The sequence below is a fragment of the Nocardia vinacea genome, from assembly GCF_035920345.1.
GTDB classification, from domain to species: Bacteria; Actinomycetota; Actinomycetes; order Mycobacteriales; family Mycobacteriaceae; genus Nocardia; species Nocardia vinacea_A.
Genome location: NZ_CP109149.1, coordinates 7,092,385 through 7,104,394, shown reverse-complemented (window position 1 = coordinate 7,104,394; position 12,010 = coordinate 7,092,385). Strand labels below are relative to the sequence as shown.

The 12,010-nt window shown below is 65.7% G+C and carries 13 protein-coding genes; 6 read left to right on the top strand and 7 right to left on the bottom strand.

Going from position 1 to position 12,010, the window contains the following annotated elements:
* The first annotated feature begins 476 nt into the window (after positions 1–476).
* The gene (locus OIE68_RS32405) at positions 477–989 is read left to right on the top strand and encodes a DUF2231 domain-containing protein (protein ID WP_327094782.1); all 513 of its coding nucleotides are present in this window, start codon (positions 477–479) and stop codon (positions 987–989) included.
* A 7-nt stretch (positions 990–996) separates the two neighbouring features.
* Here the strand turns inward: OIE68_RS32405 and OIE68_RS32400 are convergent, their stop codons facing one another.
* From OIE68_RS32400 to OIE68_RS32390, 3 genes are read right to left on the bottom strand one after another with little or no spacing between them, the layout of a single operon-like run.
* Positions 997–1,206 (bottom strand): CDGSH iron-sulfur domain-containing protein, encoded by a 210-nt coding sequence (locus OIE68_RS32400; protein WP_327094781.1) that lies wholly within the window; start codon positions 1,204–1,206, stop codon positions 997–999.
* The gene (locus OIE68_RS32395) at positions 1,184–1,837 is read right to left on the bottom strand and encodes a HemK2/MTQ2 family protein methyltransferase (RefSeq protein ID WP_327101895.1); all 654 of its coding nucleotides are present in this window, start codon (positions 1,835–1,837) and stop codon (positions 1,184–1,186) included. The genes OIE68_RS32400 and OIE68_RS32395 overlap by 23 nt, the downstream gene beginning before the upstream one ends.
* Before the next feature lie 31 nt (positions 1,838–1,868).
* Positions 1,869–2,867 carry an iron-containing redox enzyme family protein gene (locus OIE68_RS32390; RefSeq protein WP_327094780.1) on the bottom strand — a complete coding sequence of 333 codons (999 nt, stop codon included), beginning with the start codon at positions 2,865–2,867 and terminating at the stop codon, positions 1,869–1,871.
* Between the two features lie 427 nt (positions 2,868–3,294).
* On the opposite strand from OIE68_RS32390, the gene OIE68_RS32385 reads away from it, so the two are divergent.
* Positions 3,295–4,179: a DMT family transporter gene (locus OIE68_RS32385; protein ID WP_327094779.1), complete on the top strand. Its 885-nt coding sequence runs from the start codon at positions 3,295–3,297 to the stop codon at positions 4,177–4,179.
* A gap of 3 nt (positions 4,180–4,182) precedes the next feature.
* On the opposite strand, the gene OIE68_RS32380 is transcribed toward OIE68_RS32385, so the two are convergent.
* Positions 4,183–4,659 carry a hypothetical protein gene (locus tag OIE68_RS32380; RefSeq protein ID WP_327094778.1) on the bottom strand — a complete coding sequence of 159 codons (477 nt, stop codon included), beginning with the start codon at positions 4,657–4,659 and terminating at the stop codon, positions 4,183–4,185.
* A gap of 42 nt (positions 4,660–4,701) precedes the next feature.
* Positions 4,702–5,544: a polysaccharide deacetylase family protein gene (locus OIE68_RS32375; RefSeq protein ID WP_327094777.1), complete on the bottom strand. Its 843-nt coding sequence runs from the start codon at positions 5,542–5,544 to the stop codon at positions 4,702–4,704.
* 56 nt (positions 5,545–5,600) lie between these two features.
* Between OIE68_RS32375 and OIE68_RS32370 the strand changes: the two genes are divergently transcribed.
* Both OIE68_RS32370 and OIE68_RS32365 read left to right on the top strand, forming a co-directional pair.
* The gene (locus OIE68_RS32370) at positions 5,601–5,969 is read left to right on the top strand and encodes a MerR family transcriptional regulator (RefSeq protein ID WP_327094776.1); all 369 of its coding nucleotides are present in this window, start codon (positions 5,601–5,603) and stop codon (positions 5,967–5,969) included.
* A gap of 56 nt (positions 5,970–6,025) precedes the next feature.
* Positions 6,026–6,793, top strand: coding sequence for an SDR family NAD(P)-dependent oxidoreductase (locus OIE68_RS32365; protein WP_327094775.1), 768 nt, complete (start codon positions 6,026–6,028; stop codon positions 6,791–6,793).
* On the opposite strand, the gene OIE68_RS32360 is transcribed toward OIE68_RS32365, so the two are convergent.
* Positions 6,794–7,432: a class I SAM-dependent methyltransferase gene (locus OIE68_RS32360; protein ID WP_327094774.1), complete on the bottom strand. Its 639-nt coding sequence runs from the start codon at positions 7,430–7,432 to the stop codon at positions 6,794–6,796.
* 200 nt (positions 7,433–7,632) lie between these two features.
* Between OIE68_RS32360 and OIE68_RS32355 the strand changes: the two genes are divergently transcribed.
* Positions 7,633–9,048, top strand: a complete 1,416-nt coding sequence (locus OIE68_RS32355) for a hypothetical protein (protein ID WP_327094773.1) — start codon at positions 7,633–7,635, stop codon at positions 9,046–9,048.
* Here OIE68_RS32355 and OIE68_RS32350 read toward each other — a convergent pair.
* Positions 9,041–9,673, bottom strand: a complete 633-nt coding sequence (locus OIE68_RS32350) for a TetR/AcrR family transcriptional regulator (RefSeq protein WP_327094772.1) — start codon at positions 9,671–9,673, stop codon at positions 9,041–9,043. The genes OIE68_RS32355 and OIE68_RS32350 overlap by 8 nt on opposite strands.
* Positions 9,674–9,741: 68 nt before the next feature.
* Between OIE68_RS32350 and OIE68_RS32345 the strand changes: the two genes are divergently transcribed.
* Entirely contained in the window at positions 9,742–11,928 is a 2,187-nt protein-coding gene (locus tag OIE68_RS32345) for an MMPL family transporter (RefSeq protein WP_327094771.1), read from the top strand.
* Positions 11,929–12,010 lie beyond the last annotated feature (82 nt).

Below are 12,010 nucleotides of genomic sequence, written 5' to 3'. Positions count from 1 at the left end.
CTCTCGCACATTCACGCCGCGGGTTTCGCCTCGGTGGACGATTTCATCGCGACGCTACGTGTTGACCCGTTGGCCGATACGACCCGGCTACAACCTCTCGCTCCGGCGCCTTCTCGCCCCGGACGGCATCGCAAGTAAGGCTGGCGCGCCCATTCGGTCTTGCGAGCCTGCCCGCTTCGCGAAACTGTTACGGAGGGGATCGCGAGCCTGCGCATCGGTGCGCTCATGGACGAAGTCGGCGACGAGCGAAACACGGACCACCACAGACGGTTTCGTTACCGATGACCAACAGGCCTGCTATGAGCCGATGGCAGCGGCTGGGACGCCGATGATCGTCACCGGAAACCTCTATGTCTGTCTCTCGCGACACTCGGATCACCGCAGATCAGCGCGTGTTGGTCGAAACCGAGTGGGTATGCGCCCGGTGTGGCCGAGTTGTTTCACTCGACCGAGCGGACCAGCGCGAGGAGGTTGTCGTGACCAGTGACATGCAGCACGCCAAGCGCCCGGTCAGCGCGATGCTGGCCGGCCCATATGGACATCCGTTCCACCCGATCCTCGTTACTGTGCCGATCGGGGCATGGGTGGCGAGTGTGGTATTCGATATCGCATCACATGTGGCGGGCGACCCGCAGTCCCTCGCCCGTGGTGCGGCATGGCTCATCGCGGTCGGTGTGCTCGGCGCGCTGGTCGCGGCCGTGGTCGGTCTGCTGGATCTGCTCGCGATCCCGACCGGTACCTCGGCGTTTCGCACCGGCCTCGTCCACATGAGCCTGAATCTGATCGTGACGGTCACCTTCGCCGTCGACTTCTGGTGGCGGCAGTCGGGTAGTGGACCGGATGGCGCCGTGCCGATGGGCCAGTTGGTGCTGTCGATCATCGCCCTCGCCGTGCTGGGCGTCTCGGGTTATCTCGGCGGCAAGCTCGCCTACCACTACGGCGTGCGGGTGGCCGACGAGACCACTCAGGCCTCCGGGTACCGACACTGAGTCCGCATCAGGGCTCGCGTCGTCGGTGCTTGCGATGGCTGGTGTCGCACAACGGGTAGTTCGACGAACGGCGGCACAGACACAGCGCGACGACGACCCGGTCGGAGTGAATGGTCCGTCCGTCCGGAGTGACGAGTTCGACCGGCCCTTCGATGAGGGCCGGGCCATCGGTCGTCAGCCGGATCCGCCGGGGTTCACGGTCGGGGTTTGTCGGCACGGATCACCACCAGATCTTCTCGGTTCTGGCCGGGCTCGATCAGCCCGGTCGAGATCAGCCACGGGGTCAACTCCCGCATGATGGGACCGAACGGCACCGATGAGCGCGCCACGATGGCGGCCTTCAGTCCGCCGTCGCGGAGCTGGGTGAGGGTCGTATCCGGATGACACAGACCCGAATGCACGGTCAGCGCGACGCCGCCGGGTTCGAGTAGGTGCGGCGTCACCGCGCACAGCCGGTCCAGGATGGCTCGTCCCTTTTCTCCCGCATTCCAGGCCCTGGCGCCGCCGCGATCCGGGGCACCTCGAGGGGCGGGAACGTAGGGCGGGTTGGCGAGGACGAGATCGAAGCGATCGGTTCCGAGTATCGCCTCGAAGTCGCCGTGCAGGGCTCGGATGGTCAGGCCGCGTATCCGACAGTTCAACCAGGCGGTGGCCACCGCGCGCCGGGAAACGTCGACCGCGGTGACGGTGCGGGCACCATGGTGGACAGCGGCGACGGCGAGTGCCCCGGTACCGGTGCAGATATCCAGTACGCGACCGCCGCGTGGGATGCCCGCCTGCGCAAGTGCGTGGATGAGCAACCGCGTGTCGTGCTGAGGTCGATAGACGCCGGGAGCGCGGACCAACATCATATTCCCCGGATTATCCGTTCGGGCCGCCCTAAACATCGGCACCGGGCAGCAAGGAGCTGCGCCCGGCCCGCCAGGCGTCGAAGACGTGGTCGGCGAAGCGGTCCTCCAACAGACTTGTGGCCTGAATGCCGAGGACCATGGACTCCGCCAGCGCAGGCTCGTGCGCGATCAGGTCACCGATTACATCGGTGCGCATCAACTGTTCGTGTACCGCATCTGCTTCCACGTGTTCCTGGTAGAACCGCACGCAGGCCGGGTCCGCTTCGAGTCGCCGCAGGGCGTCGACCAGGCGTGACGACGCCGGTGACGAGGAGATTTCGACAGACGCGAAATGTCCGACCAGCGCACCGCGCAGCGACCGGTGCAAGCCGAACAGCGACATCATGTTCACCAGGGAAAGCATCGGTTCCGGGACGGCATCGAGGTAATGCAGGTATTCGGCGTCGAGGCCCGCGCCCGCCATGAGCTCGGCGAAAAGTCGCGCGTGGATGCGTTCACCGCGACCGCCGCCGAATTCGTCGAATTCCACCGCGACGAAAGCAGCTTTGGCCTGTCCGCGCAGACGCGGGATCACCCAGGCGTAGGGGTCGGCCTCTTTATGGTGATAGATCGACCTGTGCACGAAATACTCGCGCATATGCCACCATTGGCCCTCGTCTCGGAGGAACCGGGACGGACCGGTGGATTCGATCGGTGTAACCAGGAGTTCGTCGAGCTCCGATTCGAGATCATCGCCTCCGGATACCTCCGCGCGCATAGCGTCCAGGAATGCGGTCTCCATGGCGGCTCGCAGGGTCAGCAATCCGGGATCCCATTCCCATTCCGGGTCCACCGCCGCGAATCCGTGGTAGTGCAGCTCATAGCAGGTGTGTAGAGCAAGCTGCAGATCCTCGCTGTACGGGTCGAGCGATCGGGTCTTCGGCACCGGTTTGCCAGGTATTCCGCGCAACAGCCCGACCACCGCCTCGGACAGGGTGCCGCGCGGGCGTGGCAGGGGGCGAGGTCGGATATCCGTGGTGACCGTCATACCTCCTCATACTCCCCGCGACCTCATGCGATATCCAGCAATGTCCAGGGTGACGACAGTGCTCGTCGAGCCGCCATGCCGTTACCCGCAGGAATAGCCGATCCCGCGCAGGCAAATGCCGTGGGTTTGCCGGGAATCGTTTCAGCCGTGCATTTCCGAATCCAGCAGGCGCGTTGACGGTGTGGCCGGACGCCACGGTACAGCCGATGTATCCACTGTCGAAGGCGCACGCTGTGAACGCGGCAGAAAATCGAATGACAGCTTGTTCGGGCGGTCTTTAGTATCGGTCGGGTGCACCGATTGTTCCTGATTGTCCCGCCGCCGGCCTCCTGAGCGAGGTATAGGACCGCGCGTCCTATCTGGCAAGTGAGTTCGGTTGTGCACCTCGCTTCCGCGACCCCAATCCATTTTTGTCGCAGGAGCGCGAATGTCCACTGCTATATCCACGGTCAGCCGATTCGGGTTGGTCTGCCTTGTCGGAGCCGGACTGTCGGCGGGGACGGGCGGTCTACTCGGCATCCTGCTGCTTCGTGCGACCGGTCTTTCGCCGGTATCCGTCGCCGCCTGTCGGCTCGCCGTCGGCGGGCTGTTGCTGATCGCGCTGCTGACCGTGATGCGGCGGCCGTTGCCACGGAACACCTCGGCCTGGCGCAGGATCGGTGTGGTCGCGGTCCTTGTCGCGATCATTCAGGCGAGCTACTTCGGTGCGGTCGCCGCCTCGTCGGTGAGCCTGGCGACGCTGATCACCCTCGGAATGTCACCGGTGGTCGTCTCGCTGCTGGAACATCTGACCGGCAGGCGGATCCTGGATCGTCGGCGCGCGGCGACGATCGGAATCGCGGTGTTCGGAGTGATCCTGTTGGTCGGCGCGCCCGCCGATGACGGGGTATTCGCCGGTGCCGCAATGGCATTGGTATCCGCCTGCGCCTTCGCGACCCTCACCCTGATCAGCGCCCGTCCGGTGCCCGGCCTCGACGTGATCACCACAACAGGTTTCGCCGTCACCGGCGGTGCCGTGCTGCTGACGCCGCTCGCGGCGATATCCGGACTCACCTTCCATCCGACGCCACACAGCGTTGCCCTGGTAATCGTGTTCGGACTGATATCCACCGCAGTGGCATACACGCTGTACCTGCGCGGTCTCTCCGAAGTCGGTGCGGGCACAGCCGCGGTGCTCGCCCTCCTCGAACCGCTGACCAGCGCGATCTTGGCTGCCGCAATCCTCGGTGAACGGCTGACCCCGACCGGTCTGGTCGGCGCGGCCTTACTGACCGCCGCGCTCGTCCACACCAGCCTGCAGTCCAGGTTGTAACGCTCAGCGGTCGCGGGCCGGCGCGCGGAGCTCGACGGTGCTGTTGGCGAGGAGGGTGGCGAGTTGGTGCCAGCGGCGGTGGCGGTGGCGGAACATCAGGTGGACGAAGATGCGGGTCGGGGCGCCGCGCAGGCCGGACTCGATTTCGATTTCGTCGGTGTAGCGGCAGCTGGATTCGGTGATCGGCTCGAAGGTGAGGCGGTGGTTCCAGGTGCGGACGGGGCCGCCCCATTCGTTGGTGTAGATCTCGCGGGCATCGAGTCGCACCAGACGCAGGTGATGGCGCCAGGAGGGGATGATGCCGAACCACCAGAGACGGGCGGAACCCTCGGCATCCGGTTCGATGTGGTCCGGGATTTGCAGTTGTGGCACCGAAAGGATCGGTGCCACAACGTAGGCGAACAACTCCGGTGTCCGTGCCAGTGCGCAGGCCACCTCGGCACCGATCGGCAGCTCGGTAGTTAGGGTTACCTTACTCATAGGTGAATGATGGTCCTCGGCGGCGCTGCTCGCAATAGCCATTCACCCGGCCGCAGCATCGGCGATCTCGTCACTGGTGGTGAGCCATACACCCGGATGGTTCGCCACGTAATCCAGGGCCTCCTCCAGATATTTGATGCGGAAGGCCTGACCGATGACGAAGGGGTGCAGTGCAAGAGCCATGACACGGCCGGACTCCTCGTAGAGCCGGTCCAACTGGTCCTTGACGATCTGCACGAAATCCGCCCCGCGCAAACCGGTTCCGAGGAACAGGCTGTTGTCGTTGAGTTCGACCGAGTACGGAACGCTCAGCACCCCGGGCACATTGAGCCGATACGGCTGATCGTCATTGGTCCAGTCCAGGACGTAGTCGAGGCCGAGTTCGGCGAGCAGTTCCGGGGTGTGGAAGGTCTCGGTGAGCGCGGGCCCCATCCAGCCGCGCGGGCGGCGGCCGGTCGCACGCTCGATGGTTTCGACGATATCGGTGAGGTAGGCCCGCTCGTCGTCGATCGACATATCGGCCTGGAAGATCGAGTTGTTCTTGCCGTGCGCCAACCAGATCCAGTTCCGTTTCCGCCCGGCGGCGATGATCTGCGGATTATGGTGTGCGACATCGGAATTGAGCAGGGCGCTGGCGCGGATACCGTACTTGTCCAGCGCCTGCATCACCCGCCAGATGCCGACCCGGGGACCGTAGTCGCGCCAGCCGTAGTTCAGCGGATCCGGGGTGAGGGTGGCGGTGCCGGGGAAGATGCTGGTCGAGGGCCGGTCCACCTGGTAGTGCTCGATATTGAGCCCGACGTAGAACGCGACGCGGGCATCGTCGGGCCACCGAATGGGTGCGCGGTCGACGATCGGGCTGTAGTCGAAGAGTGCGTTGTCCATGCGGCATATGCTCGAACCGTCACATACATGTGAAGGTCAAATGCGAGGTGGATTCTATGCGGATCGGAGAACTGTCGGAGCGCACCGGCACCTCGCGGCGGCTGCTGCGCTACTACGAGGAGCAGGGCCTCATCGTCGCCGATCGCTGCGCCAACGGCTATCGCAGTTACGACGACCGTTTCGTCGACCGGGTCCTACAGATCCGCGGCCTACTCGACGCGGGCTTGCCGACGCGCATCATCAAGCAGATCCTGCCCTGCCTGGACAAGCCGCGCACCATCTACTTCCCGGACGCGACCGCGGAAATGCTGGCCATCCTGGAACGTGAACGTGACCGCATGTCCGACCGCATCCGCTGCCTGTCCCGCAACCGCGACGCCATCGCCGAATACCTGGAGGCGGTCCGCGAGAACGCCGCCTCCTGACCTCGGTTCCGCCAGAACCTGTTGACTCCTAATGAGAACCTGTTCTAATTTTTGGCATGCGTAGATTTGACGGCCGCCGCGTATTGGTCACCGGAGCAGGATCGGGTATCGGGCAGGGGATCGCCCTGCGGCTGCTCGATGAGGGGGCGACGTTGGTCGCCGCCGATATCGATGCGGCGGGTCTGGAGAACACCGCGGCGAAGGCGGGTGATGCGGCCGAGCGGGTGCGCACCGTGCAGGTGAATATCGCCGATATCGAGTCGGTGCGCGCCGCGACGGGCGAAGCGGTCGAATTCCTCGGCGGCCTGGATGTGCTGGTGAACGCGGCGGGCATTCTGCGGCCCGCGCGGACCGAGGAAATGCCGCTCGAGGTCTGGAACCAGGTGATCGGGGTCAATCTCACCGGGACCTTCCTGATGACCCAGAGTGCGCTGCCCGCGTTGTTGGAGTCCGGCCACGGCGTCGTCGTGAACCTCTCCTCGACCGCGGCCTTCAGCGCCGCGCCCTATCTGGCGTCGTATGCGGCGTCGAAGGGCGGCGTCAATGCCTTCACGCACGCGATCGCGCTGGAATACGCCAAGCAGGGGCTGCGGGCGGTGAATATCGTGCCCGCCGGCATCACCAGTGGTATCACCACCAAGTCCATCCTCGATCAGCCGGAGGGCTTCGATCCGAAGCTGTTCTCGCGCATGACCGGCTGGCTCAACGGCGGTGCGCTCGGCAGTCCGGAGGATATCGCCGGCGTGGTCGCCATGGTCGCCTCCGATGACGGTCGCTATATGACCGGCACGGAGATCCGCATCGACGGCGGCGCACTGATGTAGTCAGGCGGGTCGGGCGACGAGCAGGTGATGCGGAATCGGCGGATTGGCCAGTTGCTTATGGACGACGGTGCAGCCTGCGCCTTCCAGTGCGGCGATTACCTCGGCCACCGGCCGCAGCGTGAAACCGTATGCGGTGAACGGCATTTTCGCCATCGCGTCCGGATCGCCGATACCGACGACGAGGCTGCCACCGGGACGCACGACGCGCACGAGTTCGGCAAACGCGGCGGCCAGATCCGGCACGAAGTAGACGGTGTTGACGGTGATGGCGGCATCGAGTGCGTCATCGGCCAGCGGCAGATCGGTCATCGAGCCCGGCGCGAGTTGCATTCGGCCCGTCCGGATTTCCTCGGCGAACTTCGACTTCGCCCTGGTCAACATGTCCGGCGAGATCTCGAAACCGTGCACCGTCCCGTTCGTGCCGACCCGCTCGAGCAGTATCGAAAGCCCTGCGCCACCGCCGAATCCGATATCCGCGACCGCCGCGTTTGCCGCGATCCCGGCCGCATCGATAGCGCCCGCGATGGCGCGCTTATTACCGCGATTGAGCATGAAGGCGAAGCCCTTGCCGAGCGTTCCGTGCGGATTGCCGAGTTGACCGGCAATCGTGGACAGCACGCGGGTCCGGATTCCGTTCATAGCGGCCATAGTATCGGCCGACATTCCGAATCGGACACGGCAAGGCATACCAGATGGACTGCTGATTTCGTATGAACATGGGTAACTCGTCGGGTACGTCCTGGACTCGACTCACACACCACCGCCGGTCCGCGACGATACCGGCATGGCTCTCGACGATCGGCAAAAGGTGCGGGGAGGCGGGGGAGCAAGCTGACCTGATGCGATCACCGCTGGTACTCCTTGCCGCCGCCGTCTTGGCGCTCGCGCCGATCGGTACGGCCGAGGCGGCGGGATCGTGGGGTCCGCTGGCTCCGCCGAATCCGTACCTCGGACCGCTCGGCACCGCGACCATGCACGGTGATGCCGGATCGTCGGATGCGACGCCGCTGGCCGGGCCTGGCACCGGTGGGATTTCGGTGGCCGGGTATCCGCTGGCCTCGGCATGTCCGACCCTGCTGCAAGGGTCGGACAATCTGGTCGTCGCGCTGTGCACACCGGTGATCGGCCAGACTCCGACCATCCATCTGCTCGATGCGTCCTTCGTCGGTCCGGTGGGCACTCCGCTGGCTTCGCTGGAGATCGCGAAGGGAAGTCTGCTCGGCGGTGTTTATGCCTATCTCGACAATGCCGACCGCCTGGTCATCGTGGACGGTAACCGCACCCTGCTCCGCATCGGCCACTCGCGTGACGCGGCGGGCAAATGGCGGCTGTCGATCGATTCGTCCACCGATCTCAGCTCCGTAATTCCGGTGGGCGACAACGTGACCGGGCTGGTACCGGACTGGTCCGGCAATGTCTGGTTCGCCACCGGCAAGAGTCTCGTCGGTCTGGTGACGCCTGCGGGTGCGGCGGCCACCGTTGCGCTGCCCGCGGGTGAGTCGGTGGCCAACAGCATTTCGTCGGCACCGAGCGGTCGGGTCGCGGTGGCCACCACACACGCGCTGTACGAGTTGCGCGCCGACGCTACCGGGCGACCGGAGGTGCTGTGGCGCGCGGCCTATGACCGCGGATCGGCGCGCAAGCCCGGCCAGCTCAGCTGGGGTACCGGCTCCACCCCGACCTACTTCGGGCCCACCTCCGGCGCGGAATATCTGACCATCGTCGACAATGCCGACGGACAGGTCAACGCACTGGTTTTCCGTTCCGGCACTGGGCAATTGGTGTGCTCGCAACCGGTGCTCACCCGTGGTGGTGCAGGCAGCGAGAACTCGCCGATCGGTATCGGCCGGTCCCTGTTCGTCGCCAGCACATACGGCTACCCGTACCCCACGGTCCCCGAGGGTGCAGGCCAGGCCGTTCCGGCCTCCGCACCGTTCGTCGGCGGGATGACCAGGGTCGATGTCGACGACACCGGCTGCCATACGGTGTGGGAGAACACCGTTCGCAGTGCGGCCGTTCCGCATCTGTCCACCGCCGACGGCGCCATCTACACCGTGACGCGCATCGGACTCGACATCACCACCCCGCTCGACGGCTACGCGTTCACCGTCGTGAATCCCGATACCGGCGCGGTGATTTCGCATCGGCCGCTGGCCGGAACCATCGTCGACGACCCGCTGCAGACCTCACCATTGATCACGCACGACCGCAAGATCCTGCAGGGCACGATCACCGGAATCCTGCGCGTCAGCTGAAGTCGGGGGCATTCGGTCCGGTGGCCAAACCCCGTTCGACCACCGCGAGGGCCCGGTGAATCGCGTTATCCCTGGCCGCATCGTCGAGGTCGTCGAGTACGCCGTCGATGATCAGCGAGGCCATACCGTGCACCGTTGACCAGGCGGCGTATTCGGCGTCCGGTCGGTCCGCCGGGTCGAGGAATCCGACGTCGACGAGTTCGTCCAGGAGTCCGGCCAGCAGATCGAAGGCGGGCGATGGCATTTGGTCGCCGCAGAACGCGGTGCGGAACAGGCCGGGTTCGCGCAGCGCGAAGGTGATGTAGCCCCGGCCCACCGCGCCCAGTCGGGTGATCGCATCCGCTGGCGGCGCCAAGCTCGCCATCGTCTCGGCCATTGCGCCGAACAGTGTGTGCTGAGCCTGTTCCTGTGCCGCGTTCAGCAACTCCTCGTGATTGGTGAAGTGCCGATAGGCCGCGGTCGGAGTGACGCCGACATGCCGGGCGACCGCGCGCACGGTCACCGCTTCCGGCCCGCCGGTTTCGGCGAGTTCGGCGGCGGCACGCACCAGGGCATTGCGCAGGTCGCCGTGGTGATACGGGCCGTCGCGGGTGGAGCGCTTCGTTGCTGTTTCCGAATCTGTCATCCCATCGATGTTGACACCCGCACACATGTCATGGCAAGTTAACACGCATAAAGTTTACGCATGACAACATGCCCGATCGGAGACCCGATATGTTCGAAATACTCGGCAGATTCGTCGTCCACCGCGCCCGCTGGATCCTGGTCATCGGCGTGCTCGCCCTCATTGCGGGCGGTGTGGTCGGCGCGACGGCCTTCAGCAAGATGCAGCCCGGTGGCCAGCAGGACCCCAATGCCCAATCCAGTGCCGCGGTAACCCAATTGGCCGATAAGTTCGGCACCGACACCGACTACGTCTTCCTGATCGAAGCGAAACAGGGGACGGTCGACGGCACTGCGGTCGCCACCATCGGCCGCGATCTTGCTCGGCGGCTCGCGGCCGACCAGCGCCTGACCAATGTCGTCTCGTATTGGGATACCGGATCACCGGCCATGCGTTCAGCGGACGGGACCGCGGCCGTCGTCCTGGCGGGCAATGTCGATAAGGACGCCACCGATAAGGAGAAGTCCGCCGCCTCGATCGTCGAGACCTACCGCGCCGACGGCCCGGTCGCGCAGATCAAGGTCGGTGGCGGCACCGCGATCTTCCACTCGATCACCAAACAGATCGGCAAGGACCTCGGGCTCGCGGAAGCTGTTGCGGTGCCGCTGATTCTGGCGCTGCTGGTGCTGGCCTTCGGCAATGTGGTCGCCGCGCTGCTCACCATGGCGGTCGGCGGGATCGCCATCCTCGGCACCTTCGCCGAACTCTCGATCCTCGGGTCCGTGACCGATGTGTCGATCTACGCGGTGAATCTGACCACCGGACTCGGACTCGGGCTCGCGGTGGATTACGGGCTGCTGATGGTGAGCCGCTTCCGCGAACGCCGCGCGGCCGACGCCGAACCCGACGATGCGGTGATCGCGGCCGTATCGACGGCCGGGCGCACCATCGCCTTCAGTGCGGCCACCGTCGTGGCGGCCCTGTCCGCGCTGGTGATCTTCCCGCAGTACTTCCTGCGATCCTTCGCCTACGGCGGCATCGGCGTGGTCGCCATCTCCGCCATTGCCGCGGTGGTCGTGTTGCCCGCGCTGCTCGCGGTGCTCGGCGCGCGGACCGATGCGTGGCGGGTGCCCGGCGTCCGCGGGATTCGCGGTGACGCAACGCCGTTCTGGGCCGGAGTTGCCGGATTCGCGATGCGTCGGCCGCTGCTGGCGGGTGTGCCGGTGGTGGCGGTGCTGCTGCTCGCCGCCGCGCCGCTGCTGCACGTCCAGTTCGGTACACCCGACGATCGGGTGCTGCCGACGAGCACCGAGGTGCGTCAGGTCGGTGACGCGATGCGGGACGATTTCGGCGGCGGCGATGTCAATGCGCTGTCGGTCATCACCGAAACCGGCATTGCCGCAGCGCCGCTCGCGGATTACGCGCGCACGCTGTCCCGGGTTGAGCACGTCACCCAGGTCGATTCGAGTGCGGGCACATTCGTCCATGGCGAGCTGACGGCGAGTACATCCGCCGATGCCCGGTTCGCCCGCCCGGACGCGCAGCGCCTGACCGTACTCACCGATCTGGACCGCAATTCGTCCGCCGCCCGCGATCTGGTCGATCGCGTGCGTGACGTGCCCGGTCCGGCCGGTGCCAATGCGCTGGTCGGCGGACAGGTGGCCGAACTGCGCGACAGCCTCGCCTCGATCGGTGCGAAACTGCCGATCGCCATCGGGTGGATCGTCGTGACGACCTTCGTACTGCTGTTCCTGTTCACCGGCAGCATCGTGCAGCCGCTGCGCGCACTGCTGTCGAATGTGCTGAGTCTGGCCGCCACGCTCGGGCTGATGGTGTTCGTCTTCCAGCAGGGACACCTGTCCGGACTGATCGGATTCACCCCTGCGCCACTGGATGTTTCGATGTTGCTGCTGCTGTTCTGCATCACCTTCGGACTGTCGATGGACTACGAGGTCTTCGTGATCAGCCGGATCAAGGAACTGCACGATCGCGGTGCGTCCACGAAGGAAGCGGTTATCGAGGGACTGGCCCGCACCGGCCGCTTGGTGACCACCGCGGCGGCGCTGATTTCGATCAGCTTCCTGGCCTTCACCAGCAGTGACGTCCGGTTCATCCAGTTCTTCGGACTCGGCGCGGGGTTGGCGATTCTGATCGACGCGACGCTGGTGCGCGGCGTGTTGGTGCCGGTCGCGATGCGACTGCTCGGTAGGGCGGCTTGGTACGCGCCGAAGTCGTTGCGATTGGCGTACGGGCGGTTCGGTTTGGCCGAAGCCTGAGACGTACGTCACGCGGCCCCGCATGCACAGGGCGGGGCCGCGTTCGGTTGTCGCACTGTCGTTTTCGCCCGGTTCGGCCAGG